The sequence below is a fragment of the Streptomyces phyllanthi genome, from assembly GCF_009377205.1.
GTDB lineage: Bacteria > Actinomycetota > Actinomycetes > Streptomycetales > Streptomycetaceae > Streptomyces > Streptomyces phyllanthi.
Map to the genome: position 1 here is coordinate 1 of NZ_VJZE01000010.1, position 22538 is coordinate 22538.

General features: G+C 67.9%; 19 protein-coding genes and 4 pseudogenes. 12 read left to right on the forward strand and 11 right to left on the reverse strand.

Annotation, left to right across the window (positions count from 1 at the left end):
* The 3 genes and pseudogenes from FNH04_RS03200 to FNH04_RS46325 form a co-directional block, all read right to left on the reverse strand.
* Positions 1 to 538, reverse strand: a pseudogene (locus FNH04_RS03200) (hypothetical protein); the annotation flags it as partial.
* Positions 511 to 855: a hypothetical protein gene (locus FNH04_RS03205; protein WP_152780086.1), complete on the reverse strand. Its 345-nt coding sequence runs from the start codon at positions 853 to 855 to the stop codon at positions 511 to 513. The gene FNH04_RS03205 and the pseudogene FNH04_RS03200, both read right to left, overlap by 28 nt.
* Positions 852 to 1004 carry a hypothetical protein gene (locus FNH04_RS46325; RefSeq protein ID WP_194236530.1) on the reverse strand — a complete coding sequence of 51 codons (153 nt, stop codon included), beginning with the start codon at positions 1002 to 1004 and terminating at the stop codon, positions 852 to 854. The genes FNH04_RS03205 and FNH04_RS46325 overlap by 4 nt, the downstream gene beginning before the upstream one ends.
* Before the next feature lie 536 nt (positions 1005 to 1540).
* Here FNH04_RS46325 and FNH04_RS03210 point away from each other — a divergent pair.
* Complete coding sequence (locus FNH04_RS03210) at positions 1541 to 2074, forward strand: CbrC family protein (protein ID WP_152780088.1); 534 nt, start codon at positions 1541 to 1543, stop codon at positions 2072 to 2074.
* On the opposite strand, the pseudogene FNH04_RS03215 reads toward FNH04_RS03210, so the two are convergent.
* Positions 2071 to 2881, reverse strand: a pseudogene (locus tag FNH04_RS03215) (IS5 family transposase). The gene FNH04_RS03210 and the pseudogene FNH04_RS03215 sit on opposite strands and share 4 nt — an antisense overlap.
* A 91-nt stretch (positions 2882 to 2972) precedes the next feature.
* On the opposite strand from FNH04_RS03215, the gene FNH04_RS03220 reads away from it, so the two are divergent.
* A complete protein-coding gene (locus tag FNH04_RS03220) occupies positions 2973 to 3503 on the forward strand; it encodes a hypothetical protein (protein ID WP_152780090.1) in 531 nt (176 codons plus the stop codon).
* A gap of 48 nt (positions 3504 to 3551) precedes the next feature.
* Here the strand turns inward: FNH04_RS03220 and FNH04_RS03225 are convergent.
* Positions 3552 to 3749, reverse strand: a pseudogene (locus FNH04_RS03225) (helix-turn-helix domain-containing protein); the annotation flags it as partial.
* Positions 3750 to 3931: 182 nt separating this feature from the next.
* Between FNH04_RS03225 and FNH04_RS48885 the strand changes: the two are divergent.
* The 6 genes from FNH04_RS48885 to FNH04_RS03255 all read left to right on the forward strand — a co-directional run bounded on the left by FNH04_RS48885 (position 3932) and on the right by FNH04_RS03255 (position 7200).
* Entirely contained in the window at positions 3932 to 4660 is a 729-nt protein-coding gene (locus FNH04_RS48885) for a DUF6193 family natural product biosynthesis protein (RefSeq protein WP_152780092.1), read from the forward strand.
* Positions 4661 to 4800: 140 nt separating this feature from the next.
* Positions 4801 to 5010: a transposase family protein gene (locus tag FNH04_RS49280; RefSeq protein WP_228031067.1), complete on the forward strand. Its 210-nt coding sequence runs from the start codon at positions 4801 to 4803 to the stop codon at positions 5008 to 5010.
* 152 nt (positions 5011 to 5162) lie between these two features.
* Entirely contained in the window at positions 5163 to 5609 is a 447-nt protein-coding gene (locus tag FNH04_RS46330) for a transposase (RefSeq protein WP_194236531.1), read from the forward strand.
* Positions 5610 to 5632: 23 nt separating this feature from the next.
* On the forward strand, positions 5633 to 6280 hold the full coding sequence (locus FNH04_RS03245) for a transposase (RefSeq protein WP_152780099.1): 648 nt from the start codon (positions 5633 to 5635) through the stop codon (positions 6278 to 6280).
* Positions 6281 to 6542: 262 nt separating this feature from the next.
* Positions 6543 to 6704 carry a hypothetical protein gene (locus tag FNH04_RS49285; RefSeq protein WP_386576024.1) on the forward strand — a complete coding sequence of 54 codons (162 nt, stop codon included), beginning with the start codon at positions 6543 to 6545 and terminating at the stop codon, positions 6702 to 6704.
* A gap of 172 nt (positions 6705 to 6876) precedes the next feature.
* Positions 6877 to 7200, forward strand: coding sequence for a hypothetical protein (locus FNH04_RS03255; protein WP_152780101.1), 324 nt, complete (start codon positions 6877 to 6879; stop codon positions 7198 to 7200).
* A gap of 74 nt (positions 7201 to 7274) precedes the next feature.
* On the opposite strand, the gene FNH04_RS03260 is transcribed toward FNH04_RS03255, so the two are convergent.
* Positions 7275 to 8030 (reverse strand): class I SAM-dependent methyltransferase, encoded by a 756-nt coding sequence (locus FNH04_RS03260; protein ID WP_055628205.1) that lies wholly within the window; start codon positions 8028 to 8030, stop codon positions 7275 to 7277.
* Between the two features lie 232 nt (positions 8031 to 8262).
* Here FNH04_RS03260 and FNH04_RS03265 point away from each other — a divergent pair, with 232 nt between their 5' ends.
* Positions 8263 to 8856, forward strand: a complete 594-nt coding sequence (locus tag FNH04_RS03265; RefSeq protein ID WP_152780103.1) for a hypothetical protein — start codon at positions 8263 to 8265, stop codon at positions 8854 to 8856.
* Between the two features lie 2036 nt (positions 8857 to 10892).
* Here FNH04_RS03265 and FNH04_RS03275 read toward each other — a convergent pair.
* The gene (locus FNH04_RS03275) at positions 10893 to 12569 is read right to left on the reverse strand and encodes a RecQ family ATP-dependent DNA helicase (RefSeq protein ID WP_152780107.1); all 1677 of its coding nucleotides are present in this window, start codon (positions 12567 to 12569) and stop codon (positions 10893 to 10895) included.
* 144 nt (positions 12570 to 12713) lie between these two features.
* On the opposite strand from FNH04_RS03275, the pseudogene FNH04_RS03280 reads away from it, so the two are divergent.
* Positions 12714 to 13045: pseudogene (locus FNH04_RS03280) on the forward strand (ATP-binding protein); the annotation flags it as partial.
* A 313-nt stretch (positions 13046 to 13358) separates the two neighbouring features.
* On the opposite strand, the gene FNH04_RS03285 reads toward FNH04_RS03280, so the two are convergent.
* The 3 genes from FNH04_RS03285 to FNH04_RS03300 all read right to left on the reverse strand — a co-directional run bounded on the left by FNH04_RS03285 (position 13359) and on the right by FNH04_RS03300 (position 16721).
* On the reverse strand, positions 13359 to 15014 hold the full coding sequence (locus FNH04_RS03285; protein ID WP_152780109.1) for an alpha/beta hydrolase: 1656 nt from the start codon (positions 15012 to 15014) through the stop codon (positions 13359 to 13361).
* 223 nt (positions 15015 to 15237) lie between these two features.
* Positions 15238 to 15450: a Tn3 family transposase gene (locus FNH04_RS48890; protein WP_152780111.1), complete on the reverse strand. Its 213-nt coding sequence runs from the start codon at positions 15448 to 15450 to the stop codon at positions 15238 to 15240.
* Between the two features lie 158 nt (positions 15451 to 15608).
* Positions 15609 to 16721, reverse strand: coding sequence for a hypothetical protein (locus tag FNH04_RS03300; RefSeq protein ID WP_152780113.1), 1113 nt, complete (start codon positions 16719 to 16721; stop codon positions 15609 to 15611).
* A 173-nt stretch (positions 16722 to 16894) separates the two neighbouring features.
* Here FNH04_RS03300 and FNH04_RS03305 point away from each other — a divergent pair, with 173 nt between their 5' ends.
* Entirely contained in the window at positions 16895 to 19732 is a 2838-nt protein-coding gene (locus FNH04_RS03305) for an AfsR/SARP family transcriptional regulator (RefSeq protein WP_152780115.1), read from the forward strand.
* On the forward strand, positions 19729 to 20064 hold the full coding sequence (locus FNH04_RS03310; RefSeq protein ID WP_152780117.1) for a hypothetical protein: 336 nt from the start codon (positions 19729 to 19731) through the stop codon (positions 20062 to 20064). The genes FNH04_RS03305 and FNH04_RS03310 overlap by 4 nt, the downstream gene beginning before the upstream one ends.
* A 129-nt stretch (positions 20065 to 20193) precedes the next feature.
* Here FNH04_RS03310 and FNH04_RS03315 read toward each other — a convergent pair whose 3' ends face one another.
* Entirely contained in the window at positions 20194 to 22455 is a 2262-nt protein-coding gene (locus FNH04_RS03315) for a hypothetical protein (RefSeq protein WP_152780119.1), read from the reverse strand.
* Positions 22456 to 22538: the final 83 nt, after the last annotated feature.

The window sequence follows — 22538 nt, forward strand, 5'->3', positions numbered from 1 at the left end:
GCGCCGATGTTGCCGTGCCGGTCGATGCAGCGCAGCAGCGGGCCCGGGGGTGAGCCGGCCGTCGTCGGCGAGGACGTCGAGCCATGCGCAGGGCGTGGATGGGGCACAGTTCCTGGTCGGCGGGGGCGAGGATGCGCACCTCCTGCCCGCGCGCGGCCTGGTCGGCCTTGGATCGGCGGATCTTGATGACCAGAGCCTGGTGGGGCCGTGTGCCGCCGTGCTCGTCCTCGATGTGCACGGTGGTGATCCTGGCGTCGTGCAGGTTGAGGCGGGCGGGCGCGCTGGCGCGGGCGGCCATCCACCAGGCGATGAGCAGGACGGCGGCGTCCCGTTTGCCGCGCACGGTGGTGCGGTCCAGGGTGCGCAGCATCAGGCGCAGTTCGTCCAGGTTGACGGCGTCAGCGTTGACGGCGTCGGCCTGGAGCGGGCCGGGTTCGGTCAGCGGGTCGTCGGCCTCCTCGCTGGCGCGGTGGCGGATGACGAGCTGGCAGGTCTTGACCCCCTTGTCCGTCAGCGGGGCGTCCTGGATGGCGCGCATCGCGCGCAGGGTGCTGAAGTGGGCCTCGATGGAGCTCGCGGGTGTCCACGGTCGCCGAGGTCGGAGAGGTAGGACAGCACCGCGTTGGGCTCGTCCTCAGCCCAGTCGTAGGTGGCGCACCACAGGGCGTAGGAACGCCAGCGGCTGGCCCGGGCGCTGCGGGAGCTGCGCGGGACGGCGTGGGTGAGCTTGTGGGCGGCCGAGGCCGAGATCCGCTCGCCGGCGGGCGACACGAGGCCCGGCTCGGCGCGGCGTCGGCGCCGGACGGCCGGGGCGGGGCCGGGCCCGGCGGCGGGGACGAGTTCGCGTGAGGTCATGACGGCTGCGGCTCCGCGCGGCGGGCCCCGGCGGCGGGGATGCCCAGGCAGACGCCGCACTCGGCAACGCGCCAGTTACGGTGCGCGGGGTGCCGGGCGGTGCTGCCGCACGGTTCGTCGGGCACGGGCTGCCAGATCCTCGCCGTCATCTTCTCCCCCGTCTCCTCTGGGGCCGTCTCACAGAAGTCCTTTCACGAACCGGGTACCTGCGGGCGCGGGCTGTCGCGATCCGCGCGTTTCCTGATTCCGGCTAAGCAGAGATTCGCCGGAATCAAAAAAGTATTCAGAAACCGACTCCAGCGCCGATAAAGCCGCAGGTCAGCTAGTCTGCTCCCCACACCCGCGAGGATGGTCCCGAACACAGCGTCGCCCGGGCCGCCGACCACGACTGCTCCCCACACCCGCGGAGATGGTCCCTGCTCCACCATGTACCGGGCCATGGCTTCGTACTGCTTCCCGCGCCTGCGCAGGATGGGCTATGTCAGTGCGTGGCGCTACGGTCTCGATGCAGGCCATAGCAACCTGGTAGGGAGGGCGAGTTCATGACCATAGCGTTACAAGCTGTCTCAATTGGCTGGGCCAGGAGGAGTTCGACGCCGCGCTTGATCGGGGATGTGCTCGCGGACAGACTGCTCTCCATGGGATCAGTAGGCACGGCCACCAGGGCGCGGATCGGGAACCGGCGATGAGTGCCGGCCTGCCCTTCTTTCGCTATCACCCAGACCCCCTCGCGAGCGGGTCCATACGCGCGGCCGCCGATACGTGCGCCTGCTGCAAGCGCAACACGGGCTGGATCTACACGGCCACCTTCTACACCGCACACGAGGTCAACGCACGTTTCTGCCCGTGGTGCATCGCAGACGGGAGCGCGGCTGAACGCTTCGCGGGTGAAATCACTGACTCCTACGGGTTCGACGGTGTCAGCGAGGACGTCTTGCATGAGGTCACCCGCCGCACCCCTGGCTTCCGCGCCTGGCAGGATCCGCACTGGCTCGTCCACTGCCAGGACGCGGCCGCCTTCGTGGGCGAAATCGGGTACACCGAGCTGGCGGCACATCCCGAAGCCCTCGACCAGCTGAGGGCCGACATGCGCATCGACGGCTGGCACGACGAAAACCAGCTTGAGCACTTCCTGGCCAACCTGGGCGAGGGGGCGACCGCCATGCTTTTCCGCTGCACCGTCTGCGGCGCTCATCTCGCCTACGCCGATGCATCCTAGAAGTCGTCTGCTTGGGCGAGTCTGCGGTAGCAGATGAGGGTGCAGGCGATGCCCGTGAAGGCCAGGAAGTGGCTGGCCTTACGTTCGTAGCGGCGGTGGAGGCGTCGGCATCCGGCGAGCCAGGCCATGGTGCGTTCGATGGTCCAGCGGTGCCGGCCCAGTCGCTGGCTGGAGTCTGTGCCTTGCGTGCGATCCGGGGAGTGATTCTGCGGCCGCGTAACCATCGTCGCAAGTGGTTGTAGTCGTAGCCCTTGTCGCCGTGGGGCTTGCCCGGCCTGCGTCGCCGTCGGCCGCGCCGGGATCGGATGGGCGGTATGCCCTGTACCAGCGGGATGAGGGCCTGGCTGTCGTGCGTGTTCGCGCCGGAGATGCCGACGGACAGTGACAGACCGGTCCGCTCGGTGATCAAGTGGATCTTCGAGCCGTACTTGCCCCGGTCCACAGGATTCGGGCCTGTCAGGTCCCCCTTTTCAGGGCTCGCACGTTCACGGAGTCGATCGCGCAGCGGGACCAGTCCAGCTCGCCGCGGGCACCGAGCTCGTCGAGGACCAGGCGGTGGAGCTTCGCCCACACTCTGGCCTTCGACCACTCAGTGAAGCGCCGGTGAGCTGTCGCTCCCGACGGCCCGAACGAGGCCGACGGCAACTGCTGCCAGGTGCAGCCCGAGATGGCCACGAACACGATGGCAGCCAACACCTCCCGGTCCCCATGCCGACGTCGGCCTCCGCCCTGCGGACGAGTCGGCGCTGACGGCACCACTCGCTGGAACAACTCCCACAGCTCATCTGGCACCAGCCGCTCAACGATCCCCACCCCGGCAGGCTATCGAACACGCCAAATGAAATGAGCTGTTATTGGCCCGTGGACACTTCGTTCCGGAGCGGGGATGGTTGGCGGCATGGTCGACGTGTTGCTGCCACTGGTCACGCTTATCCTCGGCTTCATCGCGAGCTTCCTTCTTGAGCTTTTACGTAACCACTGGACGGCGCAGAACGTGCAGGACATTCGCACCGCGGAACGTCGCCAAGCCGCTCAGCTGGAGCGAGTGGCGTTTGAACGTGACGGGCTCCGCGCCGTCCACACGGCCATTCATGACCTTCTGAGCAGGGTGAACGCGATCGCCATCCCTCTGGCGAAAGCCGAAGCCGCAGGCCTGGACTGGCGTGAGAGTGATGACGGGCAGGAGCTGCGGGCAGCGGCCATGCATGCGACCGCGAGGTGCAGTCATGAGTCCGCACTGCTGCTGCATCCCGCGGTGATCAAGGCGGTGGAGCATCTGACAGCTGCCGCCTACCCGATGTACTGGACTCGCGAGTCAGGAAGCGACCCGAGTCATCGCCGCGAATTCTTCGAGGCCGAGCAAGCCGCATCGAGGGCTATCGCCACCAGACTTCGTGAACTCTACGGGTTCGCACCTAGCGGCGGTTGACCCACGTGCGGCGAGGCCTTCCAGCAGCCGGGTGTAGGCGGCGCGCTACGGCGGACGCGGCTCGGTCCTGCCAGACTCCCAGTTCCCCACCGCCTCCCGGCGGGTTCCCGTGGCCTTCGCCACCTGGGTCTGGCTGAGCCCGGCAGCCTCGCGCAGTCGCTTGCGCTCAGGGGGCGGCGGATCATCCTGGGCGACCTGCTCCAGCAGCGCATCGACAGCACTGAACAGCTCGTCCTCAGTGGGCACAGAGCTCACCTCCACTAGCCACCCCACCCCCAATCACGCATTGGATCGCAACAGTGATTCGCGCATTGATCGCCCATCGTTACTGCATCTGTGACTGAGCGTCCTAGTTGGTTGTGACCGCGCTTCCGTGACGGCTACGCCTCCCAGCGGACCTGAGCTATCGCGACGCGGATCGGCATATCGTGTCGTCCCGGATCATCGGCATCGTGGGGGCGGTCATGGCAACAGGCGACCAAGAGGGCGAGCGGCGGGCTGCAGTCCCACCTGATGCGGCGTCGTCTGTGGATCTGGTCCGGCGCATGGAGCTCATTGCACTGGCTCAAGGCGTGGACTTGGGGCAGCTGCGGCCTGTGTCCGGTTGGGACATCGGCGCGGAGATGGGCACAGATCGTGGCAAGGTGATCGTGTCCCTGCGCGCGGAGGACACGTTCCACGTACGGATCTGTCTCCACCGTGTTTTCGCCTGGTCGGAGGGCTGGACGAACGATCTCGTTGCGGCAGTGGGGGTGGCGGACCTGTGGTGCCGGGGCGGCCGTCTGCGGGAGTTGCACGACCGATTCCCGTTCATGAGCTGGGACGAACTGGCGCAGGCGTTCGAGGACGGTGACCCTGCTGCCACCAAGTGGCGACAGCTCCTTTCCAGCGATTGGCATCTACGTGACCGCCCGCTTCTTGAGGCGGCCCATGCACACCCTGACCTGCGGGTGTTCTATCCGGACATCAGCATGGGGAGCCTGATGCTGAGCCGACAGCCGTTCGACCTGGAATCCGGCCTCGTGAAGATCACGCCTCTTTCCGAAGACCACTACCGAGTGACCATGTGGCTGGCCGCATTCCGGCGTGACGTGACTTCATTGAACGAGGCGCTTGACGTCGCGGCGGCCTGCTTCCGATCCCTGTCGGATTCGTAACCTCGTGGCTCGCGGGCGGTGCATGCAGGATCGTTCTGGCTGGGGACAACTTGTCCATGCAAGTCAACACGCTTGAAGCGCTGCTCTTCTCTGGAGTGCAGCTAAGGGTGGGGCGGTTGGCGTTCGTCGATGGGAACTTGATGATCGACGCCGCCGCTTGCGGCCCGCCCGGAAGATGCCCGCAGTGCGACCACCTCGGCGTGCGCGTACACAGTCGGTACTGGCGACACATAGCCGACCTGCCCCTGGGCGGCCAGAAGATGGCTGTGCGTCTCCGCGTGCGCCGGTTCTTCTCTGCCATCAGGGCGAGTGCCGACGTCGGACATTCGTGGAGCAGGTGGCGGGCCTGACCGAGCCACGACTCCGCTCTTCAACTGCAGCGCGGTCGGCCATGAGGGCGGTCGCGGTGCAACTCGGCGGACGTCCGGGCCAGCGCCTTTGCCGGAAGTTGCAACTTCATGGCCGGCGAAGCTCACTCCTGCGACAACTCGCATCCCCACCCGTGCCAGCGCGGGCACCACGGATACTCAGCATCGACGAGTTCGTTTTCCGCCGGGGGCGGACCTACGGAACCGTCCTCGTCGATGTCGAGACCTCCATCCCGGTGGATGTCTTGCCCGACCGGGAGACCAGCACGGTCGCCGCCTGGCTCCTCGAACACCCCGGAGCCGAAATCGTCTGCCGCGATCGACTCATGGCTTTCACCAAGGCCATTCAAATGGCTGCTCCCCACGCCATCGAGGTGGCCGATCGATGGCACCTTCTGCAGAACCTGTCGGCAGCTGCGGAGAAGACCTGTCGACAGCATCGCGGCTGCCTCCACTCACAGCCGGAGACTGACACCGATCAGCAGATGCTCCCGGCAGATCCGGAGTTCCCGCTGCTGGACCGTGTCCGGCAGCGGGGCACGCAGAGGTCAACGAGCTGGCTGCCACCGGCTTATCGCTGAACGCCATCGGCCGCCGTCTTCGGTTGGACCGCAAGACCGTACGACGCTATCGCAACAGCCCTCTGGACGATCTCATCGCTTCCGCACGCGATCGCGGTCCAGGCGTTCTCGGACCCTTTCACTCCTACCTCCAGCACCGCTTCAAGTCCGGCTGCACCAGCTCGATGAAGCTGTACCGGGAGCGGCTCGCGATCGGCTACACCGGCGGCTATCACGTGGTGAACCGGTACGTTCTGGCTATGCGGCGCGGCACCACAGCCCCCGCTAGAACCGCTCTCTCCAGTCCGCGCACGATCACATCGTGGATCATGCGCAGACAGGAAAACCTAAGCCCTGCGGACAGGATCGCGCCGGACACCGTTCGCTGCGCTTGCCCGGACATCGCAACCGCCGACGACCTCGTCAGAGCCTTCACCGACATGCTCCGCCATCGCCGCGGTCACCTGCTGCAGGACTGGATCCAGAAGGCCGAGGTGACCGGTCCTGCCCCGATTGGTTGCTTCGCTGACTATCTTCGCCGAGACCTCCCCGCCGTCACCGCCGGCCTGACCCTGCCCTACAACTCCGGCATCGTTGAAGGCCACCTCAACCGCATCAAGACCATCAAGAGACAGATGTATGGCCGGGCCTCCTTCTCCCTGTTGCGGGCCCGGATCCGTATTCAGCCGTAGCCGTCACGGAAGCGCGGTCACAACCTCCTAGTTGGTCACCATGAGCGTCACAGTTGGCGGCGGGGTAGGTTCAAGAGCCGCCTTCCCCACCTCCGATGGTGAGGCGGCCCCCGAGCCCGCCGTGTCGGACACGTTCACAGCCGAGCCCACCCCGACGGCCCCGGATCCGTCGGCGCCGACCGTAGCGAAGGCACCCGCCCGACCGGCTGCGAGCACCACCAGGCCGACGTCGACGTCGCGACGCCCGGCCGCGAAGAAGGCGGTGAAGAAGAACGCCGCCCCGTCGGCAGCCGCGGTCGACCCGCGCTTCGAGAATGGCCCGCTCGCCGTGGTCGACTGCGAGGACGGGCAGGTGTCGGCGTACTGCGTCGGCGGCCTGGTCCCGGACGTGCCCGCCAAGTCCCTCCCGACGCTGGTCGATTGAACGCTTGCCGAGGCGAAGCTCGGTCAGGTGGTTCTGTCGGTAGTTGGTGACGTCAGTTGTTCGTGAAAGCTGACGGCACCAGGTGATGGCCCAGAAAGATGTTCGCGAATTCTGACCTCACCAACGGGGTTGCCGTGTCAAGCTGGATGTGCTCAGTAAAGGAGCACCCCCGATGCCGCCTGGCCAGTCGAAGGTCGAGTTGTACGCCGCGCTGCGGCGCGACTCCCGCGATGGCATGTCGAACCGGGCGTTGCAGTGCAAGTACGGCGTCACCTGGAGCACGGTCAACAAGCCCCTGACCTCGGCTTGGCCGCAGCCACGCACGACAACCGCTTCGGCGCGGCCGTCGAAGCTGGATCCGTTCACGCTGCTGATCGACGAGATCCTGCTCATTGATCTGGACGCGACCAGGAAACAGCGCCACACCGTCACCCCGGATCTACCGCCGTCTGATCGACGAGCACTCTTCGTCCGAGGCGTTGCGTTGACCACTTGAACCCGCACCGATGAGAGGGCGCAAGCGTCCTGCGAGCAACCGCGCGGTCCGGCCAGAGACTGAGAGTCCGGTGTTTATACCTTGCTCGCGACCACCATGTAGTTCTCGGCCTCAAGATCGAACGTGCTCAGTTCCGTCTGGAGTCCGACCCGGTGCAGCTCGACTTCGAGTTCCTCGTACCGGTAGGGCCAGCAGGACAGCAGTTCCGAGCGGACAAGAACCAACCCGGTCGCATCAACTTGCGCGATCGCAATCTCGATGTGGTGCTCCTCCTCCCAATGCGGCGCAATCTCCCAGCGGTAGACCACGACGGCATCGCGACCGTTCCGGCGGACGAGTCGGTCACTGATCTCCAGCCGGGAACCTCTGGCCCTCACGAGTTCCCAAGTGCGGGATGTGAGTACCAAGCGCCCGCCGGGGCGCAGAAGCCGTGACATCGACTCCAGAGCAGCACCCCTGCCTGTCGCGCCCGTGGCATGGTGAAGCGAGTTGCCAACGCAGAACACCATGTCGAACGTGTTGTCCTGGAAATGGTCGGGCAACTCTTCCCAGTTCGCCCGTACGGCCCGGACGGATGCCCCGAACTCCTCAGACAACTCTGCAGTCCGACGAACCATCGCCTCGCTGGCGTCAGTTGCGACAACCTGCATGCCACGACCGGCGAGGCCAACCGCCAACTGTCCGGTTCCGCACGAACAGTCGAGGACGTGAGCGTTCGACGGCAGGAGATTGAGGACGTCGTCGAACGACGCAGCGAATTCGGCTGGAGGCAACTTTGCATCCGAAATGAGCCATTCGTACACCTCGGCAAGCACGTCATAACCTGTCACAACCACTACCTCCGTCACGCGGCAGACTCACGGTAGGACGTCAGTCCATCAGCGGAGCAAGCCGGGCACCAATGGTTTTCGCAAGGATGGCTCTGACGGCGTTTGTGGGTTGTCAGTTGTCCGTCTGAGTGGATGTCACCGGCTGGTTAGCTGGGAAGTTGTTCGTGAGAAGTAGTGTCACTCGCGGGGTTGCGGTGGCAAAGTGAATCTGCTCAGTGAAGGAGCACCGCCGATGCCGCCTGGTCAGTCGAAGGTCGAGTTGTATGCCGCGCTGCGGCGTGACGCTCGCGAGGGCATGTCGAACCGGGCGCTGGAGCGCAAGTACCGGGTGGGCTGGCGGACTGTTCAGAAGGCGCTGAGTTCGGCGTGGCCGCAACCTCGGGAACCGTACGCGCCTCGCCGTTCCAAGCTGGATCCGTTCAAGCCGGTGATCGACCAGATGCTGCTGGCTGATCTGGATGCGCCGAGGAAGCAGCGTCACACGGTGGTCCGGATCTATCGCCGGTTGATCAACGAGCACGCGATGGACGACGTGTCCTACCAGGTCGTGCGCGCCTACGTCGCCAAGCGGAAGCCGGAGATTCGGGTCGAGGCCGGCCGTGGCCCGGCACAGGTGTTCATCGAGCAGTCGCACCTGGCCGGCGCCGAAGCCGAGGTCGACTTCGGCGAGGTCGCGGTCCGTTTGCGGGGCGAGCTGGTGAAGTGCCATTTGTTCTGCCTGCGGTTGTCGTTCTCCGGGAAGGCGGTGCACCGGGTGTTTCTCCGCACTACTGATCTGGGGCCTATTGGAGGAGCCAAGGGAACATGCAGCAGGATGACGGGATGACTTCCCTCAATGAGGCATGGGACGAGCTGCGTGGGCAGCTTCGGCTTGGCCAGTGGCTGGCCGGAACCGTGGACTGGGTTCACCGTCCCGGCGTCACCGGGATCGGTGTCGACCTGGGGCTCTCCGTCACCGGCCGTGCACCATGGCCACACGATCGGGTGATCCGCTGCCCTTCGGCTACTCCTGCAGGTGACGGCTTGTCCGTCCTGCTGCTTACCGTCCCGGTTCATCAAACTCAACCGCGCCCTGGCGACGCTCGTCGCCAAGGCGGCGACTCATGAACCTGACCTCCGGGACCCTGCTGACTGACCGCTGAAGGTGTGAAGCGGCCTGGCCTTGGTCGGTTCGGGATCTTTCCCGAGCCGTGGCAGAGAGAGCAATATCGCCAGTCAGTGGGATCGCTGCCGGAATACTGCCTGCCCCTGCCGTCGCAACTCCCGCATCGATGCCATCCATTCCTGCGCATACGACGCCGACGCGACGGTCCCCGAAACCACCAGTAGAGGATGACGGCCCAGAAGATAACAAAGAAAATTCCATCGCCGTTCGACACCCTTATTGCCTACCCCTGACCAGGGTTGCCCGCACGCAGGTGGCTGCCTGCGAGGTACGCTGCTCCCGGATCCCTCGAAAGGGGCAGGCGCACCAGGTGGCCGTACAACGGCTGCGTCATGGGTGGGCCACGCGAACCCGTGCGCCGGGAGGGGTTGAACCCCGCCCCACCCAACAAGGGCGAACTCTGAGGCAAGAACACCCCCGATGATCACGCAGTGGCCGTGTCCGTTCCCAGCCGGGCCCACCGCGAGATTGCGTAACGGACTCCCCGGCAGGATCACCATCGGGGGGCCATATGTGGCGGCCCTCCCCTGAGATCAGGCTGCGTCAGTAGCCCAGCTTCCAAAGCTGGTAGCCACCGTTGTTACAGGCGTGGCCGTATACGGATCCGCTGTAGTTGCTGTCCAAACAATTGATCGTCTCGTAGTTCATGAGTCGAACTTTGCCCCAACCCGACCCCTGGCCATACCACGCGCCATAAGCAGAAGCATTACACTGACCGGCATACATGCCGAGTCCGTAACTGAACAGGCATAGTTCAGTCGCCTTGTTCTGGATCCGGACGACGTCCCAATCCGCGTGGTACAGGTAAATGATGTTCCAGGTTTGGTGGTCGTTGCCCTGCTGGCAGGGATTCGTGTAAACCGCACCCGTTCCACTCTCGCCGGGCCAGCCACTGTCCAGCAGCGCCCAGTTTCCCAGTTGCGCAGGAAGTTCGGCCCGATGTACGCGGCCGCGGGGCTCGCATTGAAGACCGAGAGCCCCAGGGCCAGGCCGAGGGCGGCTCCAGCCGTCCATCCACGGCGCGCGAGACGCCCCAGGAGCGAGGTTCGGGTACGCGTCGGCGTGTCGCCCGCCTCCTCCTCCTGGCCCGCGTCACGTCTCTTGGCGGCGCCGGCGACGGCGAGGCTGCGACCTCGCTGGGGAGTTCGCCGATCTGGGCCGTCACCGGCGCGGATACCTGCTGCTGGATTGGATCCGGCAGGCTGAGCAGGACGCGCCGAAACCATGAAGGGTTTCGCAGGACCTCGACGCCGTCACCGCCGGACTCACCCTTCCCTGGAGTTCCGGGTTGTCGAAGGCCACGTGAACCGCGTGAAGACACTCGAACGAGCCATGTACGGCAGGGCCTCGTTCGAACTCCTCCGGGCCCGCATCCCCACCAAGCCATGACCAGCGGAGTAGGTGGTCCCATCTGCGGGCGGCGGGGGCGAGCGGGCCGCTGATGAGGTGCCGGATCTCCGCAACGGTCAGGTCGATCGGGGGTCAGGTTACGGACCGGCCGGGTGGGATCGGCGAGCCTGGTCGGCGCCGTGGTGGCAGCGACGACGGCCAGGAGAGCAAAGGGCGAGCATGGCCACGGTGACGTGTCGGTGCCAGGCGGTCCAGTGCCGAACCTGATAGCGGTCCAGGCCGACCTGCCCCCTGATGTGCAGGCGAGGGGATGCGCACCGACGGAATGCGAGCCCCACAGCCGTTGGTCACTCCTGGATGGGTGTGAGCAGGGACTTCTCCAGGATCACCGGAAGCGACAGGGTGCGGTAGCCGACCGAGGCGAATAGTACGGTGATTCGGTGCTCCTCCTCGCTGAGGACCTCGCCGTCCCCCCACTGGGGGTGGCGGACCCGGACACCGGGCGCGAACGCGTGGTCGCGGCCTTCGGGCGAGGCGGTGCGTGGGCGCGGCAGGTCCGGAAGGGCCCTGGCCCGGGCGCCCGCTTGCTGCAGGCACCTGTCACAGTTGTCGCACCGGGTGTGCAACTGCTCACCGAAGTAACCGAGCAGGAAACGCCGTCGGCAGCCGGTGGTCTCGGCCAGGCCGCGCATCATCTCGACCCGCGAACGTTCCAGTCTCTCGTACGCGGCACCACGCCTCACGGCCTGATCGACCGCCTCTCCCAGATCGGCACCGGGCACCCGGGACACCTTTCCGTGCTCCACGGTGACGGCCTCGGCCTGCTCCAGCAGATTGAGCACCGCGGTCAGTCTGCCGGCGGACAGACCGGTCTTCTGCTGGAGCTCTGTGGGTGTCACCGCTGTCGTGTGCCCCCACACACTGCCGGCGACCATCTTGATCGTGTCCGGATCCGGGCGGCCGGTGGAGAAGAACTTCTGCAGTCCGAGATCCTCTTTGCGGTAATGCAGGATCGCCCGGGCCGCCGCACCGTCCCGTCCCGCCCGGCCTATCTCCTGGTAGTAGGCGTCAAGCGAGCCAGGCACCGAAGCGTGCAGTACGAACCGCACGTCGGGTTTGTCGATCCCCATGCCGAACGCCGAGGTGGCCACCACCACGTCCAGCTCTCCGGCCAGGAAACGGTCGTGCACCGCGGCGCGTTCGGCCGACCGGGTGCCTGCGTGGTAGGCGGCCGCAGCCAGGCCGAGTCGGCCCAGCTCCGCAGCGTACGTCTCGGCGTCCTTGCGCGTCGCGGCGTAGACGATGCCCGGCTTGGGCTCGGCAGCCGCCCGTTCCACCACTGATCGTCGCTTGGCTGCGTCATCGAGGAAGTGGGTCACCTCCAGGCGGATGTTGGGCCGGTCGTAGCCCGCCGCCACCTCCCGGACCTTGCGCATGCCCAACTGTTCGACGATGTCGGCGCGCACCGGTGCCGCGGCGCTGGCGGTGAGCGCGAGGATCGGAGGGCGCCCGACGCTCTCCGCGGCCTGCCGAAGTCTGAGGTAGTCGGGCCGGAAGTCGTGACCCCAGGACGACACGCAGTGCGCCTCGTCCACGACGAACAGAGATGGCTTCAGTGCGCTCAGCCGCTCCAGCACCTCCTGCTTGGCCAGCTGTTCCGGCGCCAGAAACAGAAACCGCGCTTCGCCGCGGCTCACGCTCGCCCAAGCCCGCTCGTTCTGCGTCTGGCTCATCGACGAGTTGATCGCCACCGCGGTCTGGCCGCCTTTCCGCAGCAGCCCGGCGACCTGGTCCCGCTGGAGGGCGATCAGCGGAGACACCACGAGCGTCGGACCGGGCAGCAGCGTGCCCGGCACCTGATACACGGCCGACTTGCCCGATCCGGTCGGCATGACCACGATGGCATCCCGGCGGGCCATGACCGCCTTCATCGCAGTGAGCTGGCCGGGGCGCAGTTGGTCCCACCCGAAGACCCCTCGCGCCGCTCTGCGTAGCCGGCGGGCGGCGAACAGCCTGGTCAGCATGGAACTCCCTGTGCAGTCCGGCGCGCCGGGGTGACCCGACCGCGCGTTCTTCGGTCTACTACGGCTCTGCGGCGGGCCGCTGCGACCACGGCGATCCGCCCGGTGACAGTAACGCAGGAGGAGGACCATCTCCTGTGGCGTCCGGCCGAACTCGCCGGCGGTCACGCGGATCGCACCTGGGACAAGCGGATGCGCGAACTCATCCGCCCCCACCTGCTCGTCCTCGACGACTTCGCCATGCGCCAGCTGGCCCCGTCCCAGGCCGACGACCTCTACGAGTTCGTCTCCGAGCGGCAAGGCCCGTCCTTGATCATCATCAGCAACAGGGCACCCAGCGACCGGCATCCGCTCTTCCCCAACCCGGTCGTCACCGAGTCCCTGCCAGACCGACCGAGCAACCCCGGCCGCCAGGTCATCATGAACACGGCCCCAGCTACCGGCCCAACAAGAGGACCGGATACTCGAAGACACACTGATCACCGAAAAACTGCAGGCCGGAACCGAGCTGGTCGGAGTCAGAACAACCTTGATCAGCGCGAGATCCCCCGGCTGAAGTCCTGGTCAACCAAGGGCTGTTGACTCCGGCAACCCCAAGATCCCCGGCGAAGTCCAGCTCATGCCATGTACAGGAACCGCGCTTTCCGTGCCGTCCGACGTGCTGCGGACGTGCGAAATCCCGGGGCGCTCGCCGTGTGGGGGCGGGCGCCCCGGGGTTCGTGCCGGCCGATCAGGCACGGAACCGATAAGCCACCGAAACGGTCAGTTCACGGGGTCAGTTCACGGAAACGGTCAGCTCACATCGCCGATGCGCTCCACGCGCTCGTTGACGCCGTTGCGGAGTTCGCCCAGGGTCGTGCCGGGCGGGGCCGTCTTCGGCGTGGTGGACGGCGGCTGGGTCTCGTCGGCGCAGGTCGTGCCGGAGGCCGGCACCTTCAGGTCGACCAGGTAGCCGACGACCGCGTCCGTCGCGCAGGCGCTGCGGCCGAAGGCGGTGTGCCCCTCGGCCTGGAAGGTCAGCAGCGAGGCGTTGTCCAGCTGCCGGCTGAGGGCGACCGCGTCCTGGTACGGGGTATCCGGGTCACCGGTGGTGCCGATGACCAGGATCGGCGCCGAACCCCTCGCCCGGAAGGAGCCGTCGTAGCGGCTGGCCTTCTCGGCGGGCCACTGCACGCACGCGGTGGCGTGCTGGTGGTCGTACGTCGGCGGACCGTACGCCATGGCCGGGCCCAGCAGCGGCGCGTCCTTCGCGTTGGCCGTCACGTTCCGCTGCAGCTTGCGCAGGCTCTTCGGGTAGTCCTTGTCAACGCACTCGACGACCACGTTCGGGCCGAGGAAGTCGTAGGAGGCCGGGGACGGCGGCCGCAGCAGGAACGACGTGTTGTCCCGCAGCTGCGCCTTCTTCAGCGCTGCGCCGAGCGAGGGCCAGATGACCTTGCCCTCGTTGATGTTGAACATCAGCCGGTAGACGAGGGTGTAGCCGCCTGCCTGCCCGCCGTTCGCGGTCGGCACCGGGTTCGCGTCGAGGTCGCTCTTCAGCTTCTCGAACGCCCCGCGCGGGTCGCCGTCGCCGAAGCCGCAGGTGACCTGGTCGGCGGCGCACCAGTCGAGGAAGCGGCTCATCGCGCCGTCCAACGCCAGGTACTGGGCCCGGTCGTAGGCGTAGGGCCGGTTGGCGTACTTGTACGGGTCGTACGCCCCGTCGAGCGACAGCGCCCGCACCCGCTTCGGGAACATCGCCGCGTAGACGGTGCCGATGTACGAGCCGAACGACCGCCCGTAGTAGGTCAGTTGCTCCTCGCCGAGCGCCTGCCGGAGCAGGTCGATGTCACGGGCGACGTACTCGGTGCCGACGTACGGCAGCATCTGGCCCGAGTTGTCGAGGCAGGCCTGGTTGAACTCGGCCGCCTCGCGCACCGCCGCGCCGAAGGCGTCGGGGCCGGGAACACCCTTCGCGTCGGTGACGGCCTTGGTGTAGCGGGCGTCGTCGAAGCAGGTGAGCGCCGAACTGCGGCCGACACCGCGGACGTCGTAGCCGAAGACATCGAACGAGTCGCGCAGTGCGGCCGGCAGGTCCTCGTAGTTGTTGCGGACGAAGTCCACGCCGGAGTTGCCGGGTCCGCCGGGCTGCATGAAGAGCGTGCCCTTGCGCTTCGCCGGGTCGGCCGCCTTCTTGCGGACCACCGCGAGCGTGATCGTGCGGCCCTGCGGCTCCCGGTAGTCCAGCGGAACATCGGCGTTGGCGCACTCGAAGCCGCCCTGACAGTCGGACCAGGTGAGCGTCGGCACGGGCGGCGGCGTCTTGGCCGACTGTGGCTTTCGCGCCGTGTCCTGCCCGGCCATCGCCTGTGTCGCCATCCCCGTCGCCGCGAGGACGAGCGCGGTCACCGCGGCACCGACGAGTCTGAGACGCCTGGGATGTATCGGTTTCTGGTGATACATGGTCATGGGTGTGTTTCCCCCTGAGCGATCGGATCCCTGAGAACCCACTGGTCAGTGTGGGCTCGCAGAATGTCTAGCTGAGTAGAGGGGGAAAAGGCCAGAGCGGTTCGACGATGCGGGCAGCGGACACCTCGAACTCGGCCGCCAACTCCTCCACAGGCAGCGGATCTCCCGGGCCGTGGACGCCGAAGGCAACGCGTCGGCGGACGACGTCCTGGACGAACGGTGGTCACAATGAGGAGGGATGCCACCGGGGCCCTGCTCCACCGCGGGTCGGGATGGTGCGCGTGCGGATGCGGCCGGTGGTGAGCGGGTTGCGCGGGCCGTAGTCGGCTGCCGGGTCGGCGCGGTAGAACAGGGTGTGCCCGGCGTCCGCGAGGCGCGGGGAGGACGGGTAGCCCAGCAGCCGGAACAGGCCGAAGATGCTTGGCCGACAAGACACACTCGTCAGCCCACGACGCACGAGCCCCACCCCGTACAGCGACGGGATGGGGCTCGGAATCTGAGCGCCGGGCAGGCCTTGCACCTGTGGGGGCGGGTCGGCGTGGACCTGGAGAGCATTGCCGGTCTCCGGTCGGCCGGAGCTGTCGGGCCGGGCGGTCACCACCAGGTGGCGGTGCATCCGCTCTTCGCAGTGGCGTTGCCCTCACAGAGTTTGACGTCGAGCACGGTGTCCATGTCGATGGTGACGTGGGCAGCCGAACCACGGGGGACCCCGGCCGGCGGCACGTACCGGGTACCGGCGCTGGTGCGCACCGCGAGCACGGACGAGTAGAACGGGCTGCTCGAGCTCGTCACGATCTTCGCCTTCGCGGTCCAGCCGATCTCCGACTGGTACTTGGTCACGTACGCGGTCGCCCCGGCCCGCGCGGTGGTGACGGCCTTCTCCCCGGTGTAGATCACGTGGTACTTCGTAAGGGCGGTCAGGAAGGGGCTTTTGGCGACGTTCGACCTGGGGTTGTTCGCCAGCCAGGTGCCTGCGGGGGGATTGGCGCTGAAGTAGTCGTCGCTGTTGCAGTCGATGTCGTCCCCGAACGCCTTGGGGCACAGGTCTTGCAGCGGATACGTGGCGGGCTTGTCGTCGTCGTCGTAGCACATGATGTCCGGGTCGTCCCAGCAGTGGCCCCCGGGCGTGCCGTGGGGTGCGTTCGGGTTCACGGCGCCCAGCGTGTGCAGCAGTTCGTGTCCGGCCGCGTTCCAGGACCAGCAGCCCGAGCCGACCATGGCGTACGAGGGTCCGGAATCGAACGTTCCGTGGGCGGCCAGACCGCAGAAGGCAGCTGTCTGCGCGAAGATCAGATACTTGCGGTCGGCTCGGTTGTATCCCTTCGATTCCAGGTCCCGCACCACGGCGTCGAAGTCCATGATGTTGGTGGTGGATGAAACGACCACGTTGCCGATGTTGACGGCGCAGTCGCTGTTCCGGACATAGCGGACGTACAGCTCCCCGCCCGTCTTCAGCGCCGACTTGTTGACGACGTTGCCTATCTCGTTGGCCATCCCTCCGAACTTGTCCGCCATCTCGGCATAACGGTCGGCGCCTGCAGGCGAACGCACGTAGAGGACCTGGACCTTGTGCGTGCCCCCGTCGTCGCCGATACAGGCGGCGCCCGCCCGCGGTGCTGCCGCGGTGGCGGTGGACGACGGGACGACGGCGCCAGCCAGCGCCATCGCCGCGCCGAGCAGCACCGCCAGCAGTCTTGTCTTCTTCATGTAACCCCCTTGGGAGGTTTGCGTGTTGTGGAGTGACGAGGCCCCCTGTCGGGCGCCTTCCACGGTGGCGGCGCGGCCTTGAGAAACCTTGCGGAAAGTCTTGAATCGGCCTTGGACCGGGGGCGGCGCCGGACAGATCTTTAGGAGCGACGTGATCACCCCAGGGGGCGCTGATGGCAGTTCTGTTCGGCCTGCTGGGCACCGTCGAGGTGTGGCGGGGGCAGGAGCCCGTCGACGTGGGGCACGCGCGTCAGAGACTCGTGCTGGCGGCCCTGCTCATGGACGCCGGCCGCGTGGTCCCCACGGACACGCTGGTCGACCGCCTGTGGGGAGAGAGCGCACCACAGCGTGCCCGGGAGACCCTCTACGGGTACGTCTCCCGGCTGCGGCAGGCGCTGGCCGGGGCCGGTGCCGCCGCGGACCTGGCGCGGGCGCGGGGCGGGTACCGGCTCGAGGTGGCACCGAACGCGGTGGACGTGCTGAGGTTCCGTGAGTGTGTCCACTTGGCCCGTTCGGCGGAGCGCGTCGAGGACGCGGTCCGGCTGCAGGAGGAAGCGCTGGCGCTGTGGCGCGGCGAAGCGTTCGCCGGTACGGACACCGCGTGGTTCAACGGCCAACGCGACATGCTCGAGGCCGAGCGGCTGGCGGTCAGGCTGGACCTGGTGGACCGCAGACTGTCGCTGGGCCAATACGACCAGGCGGCCGCCGAATGCACGGTCCTGGCCGAACACCAGCCGTTCGACGAGCGGGTCGCGGGCCAGTTGATGCTGGCGCTGTACCGGTGCGGGCGGCCGGCCGGTGCGCTGGACCACTACGAACGCCTCAGACACCGCCTGGCCGACGAGTTGGGCACCGATCCCGGCCCGGCGATACGGGACCTGCACCGGCGGATACTCGACGCCGATCCCGCCCTGGGCGGGATACCGGACCGAGTGGTGGCGGCACACGGGGAAGGCGGCCCCTCGAGGCCGACTCCCCAGCAGCTGCCGCCCCGTCCGGCCGCCCCGGTCGGCCGGGGCCGTGAACTCGCCGCCCTCGACCGCCTGCTGAGCGGATCGGCCGAAGAGGACGGCGGGCTCACGATCGGCGTCGTCACGGGGGTGGGCGGCATCGGCAAGACGTTGCTGGCGCTGTACTGGGCGCATCGGCACGCCGACGAGTTCCCGGAGGGGCAGCTCTTCGTCAATCTGCGCGGATTCGACGCGACCGCAGCTCCCCTCACGGCTTCGGCAGCGCTCCATGGCTTCCTCGACGCCCTCGGTGTTCCTCCCGAGGAGGTGCCGGCCGACCTGGACGCCCGCACAGGCCTCTACCGCTCCCTGATCGCCGGCCGGCGCATGCTCGTCCTGCTGGACAACGCCCGTGACGCCGACCAGGTCCGGCCTCTGCTGCCGGGCAGCAGCAGTTGCCTGGCCTTGGTCACGAGCCGCAGCGACCTCGTGTCCCTGCTGGCCAGTCACCGTTCACATCCGGTGGGTCTCGAGGTGCTCCCCGACGGTGCGGCCCGTGAGGTCCTCACCCGGACCCTGGGGCCGGACCGGCCGACGGCCGAGCCGGACGCGGTGGAGGCGCTGGTCCGGCGTTGCGCCGGGCTTCCCCTGGCTCTGGGGATCGTCGCCGCCAGGGCGGCCGCCCGGCCAGGTCTGCCGCTGTACGCCTTGGCGGCGGAGCTGGAGGACGCCGCGGACAGGCTCGACGCGCTGAGTACCGGGGACCTCACCACCGACGTGCGCGCGGTCTTCGAAACATCCCTCCGCGCCCTGGACGACAGGACCGCACAGATCTTCACCCTGCTGGGGCTGGCCCCGATGCCGGACATGAGCCTGCTGGCCGCAGCCGGCCTCGGCGGGGTCGGCCCGTCCCGCACACGGGGGCTGCTGCGCCGTCTGGAGGAGGTCCATCTCCTCCACCAGCACGCGCCCGGCCGATACCGGATGCACGACCTGGTGCGTCTGTACGCCGTCGAATGTGCGCAGCGGCAGCCCGCCGGCACGCGCTCGGCCGCGCTGCGCCGCCTGGTCGACTCCTACCTGCACACCGCTCATGCCGCCGATCGGCTGCTGCACCCCCACCGTGACCCGGTCGCGCTGGATCCGCCGGCCGCCGGCGCCATGGCCCTCCCGCCGGCCGTGGACGAGGCGATGTCGTGGTTCGACAAGGAGGGCCCGTGCCTGCTCGCGGTGCAGGCACGGGCCCTGGAGAACGGCCTGCACCGCCAGGCGTGGCAGCTGGCGTGGACGCTGGACGCCTTCCAGCGGCAGAGAGGGTACGTCCGGGACGGAATCGCTGTCTGGACCACCGCCCTCACCGCCGCGGAGACAATGCAGGACCCCAAGGCCCGGGCCACCGCGCACTGGCTGCTCGGCCGCACCCGCACCGAACGGGGCGAGCACATCCTGGCCGTGGAGCACCTTCGGCAGGCTCTCGCGCTGTTCGAGCAGATCGGCGACCCGGCAGGCCAGGCTCATGCCCACCGGACCCTGGCCAGGATCCGGATGCATCAGGACTCCCCCCGGCAGGCTCTCCGGCACGCGGAGGCCGCGCTGCGTCTCTACCGGACCCTGGACAATCCGGTCTGGCAGGCCAACGCCGTCAACGCAGTGGGCTGGTACAACGCTTTGCTGGGCAAGATGGAACTCGCCCACGACCACTGCACGGCGGCGCTCGCCCTGTTCCGCGCGGCGGACTACCTCATCGGCGAGGCGTCCGCCCTGGACAGCCTGGCCTACATCGCACGGCAGGCCGGCCGGTACGGCGAGGCTCAGGAGCACTACCGGCAGGCACTCCGTCTGTGCCGGGAGACCGACAACTCCGCGCAGGTCGCGGACACGCTGGTCAAGCTCGGGGCGGTGTACCGGGAACTGGGACAGGACGCCGACGCCCGCCGCAGCTGGCAGGAAGCCGCCGCCCTGTACCGCGCCCAGCATCACACCACGAAGGCGCGGCAGACCGAACAGCTGTTGAGCGGCCCCTCACCGGCGCTGAAATCCGCGCCCGCACCTAGCGGATGAGCGCCTACGGAGTCAGTTCTCGCTGGTTCAGCGACCGCAGTCGCATCCCCTGGCTGGGCGTCGTCCCCTCGATACGGCCGGCCTGGCAGGGGAACGACCTGGTCGCCGTCGAGCCCATGGCCCGGTTCAGCGGTCCCTACTGGGAACCCGAGCCGTCCCTACCGTTCGCCGAGTTCATGGGCAGGCTCCTCACCTCGCGCTTCGTCGCGCATGCCCCGCAGCGGCACACCGTGCGGCCCGTCAGGGCGCTGTGGGCGTCGCCCCGGTGCGTCCTGGCGGAGGCGAAGAAGCTGCGCGCGGCACCATGTCCGAAGGGCTCAATCCGTCCATGAGTACGAATTCGCAGCCCGAGCCGCCATTCTGGTTGATCACATGCATGACCTTCCCACGCAGCCAAACCCCACGTCCCTGGGGGAGCCGGCCGCCACGATCTGATCTTTGTCGGACACGGCCTGGCACGGTCACGCGAGTGCCTCTCCAGCACGACCCTGGGCACCGCCCGCAGCATCATCCGAGCTGGTGCAGCGGGTGGGCCGCCGGGCTCGTCGTATGCCTGTCGCGCCGGCCATGAGCGCCACCAGGATGGTGACCAGCGTGGTCAGGCTGACACACAGTGGGAGAAACTCCGGGACGAGGCCCTCGGAGGGCTTCAGTCGGCCGTGTAGAGAGCCGAGCCAGCCAGCGAGCAGTGCGGCAAAGGCACTGGCCAAGGCCAGTGGGAGAGTCAGGGCAAGGGACAGTGCCGCGACGGGGACACGCGCTGTGAAGGTCGAGGATCGGGGCCTTGCTGCGGCCCGCACCAGGCCGGCCGTCACCAGCAACATCAAAGCGATCAGTCCGAGCAGCCCCATCCATGCCCGGCGCTGCACCGCCGGCCGGGCACTGTCGATCCACAGGTCACCAGGCCTCTCGACCATGGGCGCGGGCAAGAACGCGTAGGCCGCACGCCTGACCTCCTCTGGCTGGGCGGCTCCCGGAGGGCTGAGGATCAGGAAGCGCCTGGCGGTGATCCGCTGCACCTCCCGGTCGGCCATGACCTCGTCCGTCGGCCGCATGAACCAGCGAAGGGCATCCTGAGTGCCCATCGAAGCCGCGTTCCGCTTGAAGGCGGATCCAAGGTCGTCCGGCTTTCCAGGACAGCCTTCGGAGAGGGGGCCGAGGGCGGCCAGAGCAGAGCAGGTTCCGTGCAGGACGGAGCTGTCGCCGGTGGCGTCGTCCACGATCGGGAGGATCTCCACGTCATTGGGGAGCGCGGCCCGGAAGCGGTCCAGTTCCCAGGTGTCGGCGGCAACGGATGTGGAGACCATCAGTAGCCGGGACCCAACCATGTGTTGCGTGGCCCGGGCAGCTTCCAGGGCCTGGGCTCGCGGTGTCTGCCACACCTGGACGTGCGCCAGCAGTCCCACACCCAGTACGACAACGCCAGCGGTTACGGTAACGGGAACGCGCAGCGGGCGCGCAAGCAGCCGCCCGGCCGCATCAAGGCGGGCGGAGCTGAGGGCCTTGCCCTTACGGCTGAGCAGGCCCGCGAGCAGGGTGACGGCAGGTTGCAGGATCAGTGCGGCCGTGATCCAGGTGGCGGCGACTGCAGTGAAGAAGACGACCTCCCCGACCGGTCCGCTCAGGCTGACGGCGGTCGCGGCGATGGTTACGGTTGTGCCGGCGAACCAGAGCAGGCGCGCTGCACGGCGTCTGGCGTCGTGGCCTGGCGGAAGGGCAGAGGCGCCGCCGGGCCGCAGACCCGGCGGCGAGTCGTGGCGGTCGTGGCCGCGAGTGGTCCGCGGGCCCACGGCGGACAGCAGGGCGACGACGGTAAGGGCGACCAGCGCCGTACCCAGAGCGAGTAGAACCAGCCACGGGCGCAGGGGGGCGAGGTCCTCGGCGTGCAGGATGGCATTGGCGATGGGCAGACGAGTGTCTGTGACAGTGCTCGCCGCAGCAGCAGCCGTGGCGGTCAGGACACCGCACGCGACCGGGCCGAAGGCGGACTTTACTGATGCGCGGAGACCGGCTGTCGACGGTCGGTGGGACAGCGCAGCCATGATCAAGAACACGAGCGAGGCAGGAAGAACGGTCACCCCGATGAGCGCGCGCATCTCCCGGGTGATGCCGCGGGCGGTGGTATCGAATATTCCGTCAGGAGTGGGCGGCGTCACGGGAGTCGCGAAGCCGGTCACGGCGGAGCCCCGGACGCCGACGAGGGCGTCGGCGGACGGCGAGCGTGCGTACACCAGCCATTCGTCGGCGTCGGCGAGCCCCTGTGGTCCGATCTCGCCGGCCAGTCGGCCGTAGCGCGTACGGACCGCCGGATCGGCCGCGAGCAGCGCCGGGGAGACGAACGCTTCGCCGGGGGCGGGCCAGCGGCTGAGGCCGGGCGGCGGCTCGGCCGTCGGCCGGGCCGGTTCCACGAACAGCACCTCGAAGTTCCGGTCACCGACCTCGTCGTAGCGACGGAACCAGCGTGCCTCCGCTTTCACGCCCGGGATGCGGTCATCGAGTATCACAGGCGTACGAGCCCTGGTACGGCTCTCGCGTTGCTCGGGGACCCTGTCGGCGGCAAGGAGGGCCCACAGCGTGAGCAGAATCATGGCCGCGGCGGCGGCCAGCCCGACCGGCCGCAGCAACGGGTGTCGGAATCGCGTTTCCCGGCGGGCGGGTCGGGACGGCAATCGCTCTTCAGACGCCGCGAGGTGCTGTCTCGTCCATGTGTCGGAGGCGTCCATCGGTGCTCCTCAGCGTCTGTGGCCTTCTGTGTCCGTCGAGAGGCATGTCGCCGCTCGGATGGCGTGACTGCCGGGCCGGGGTG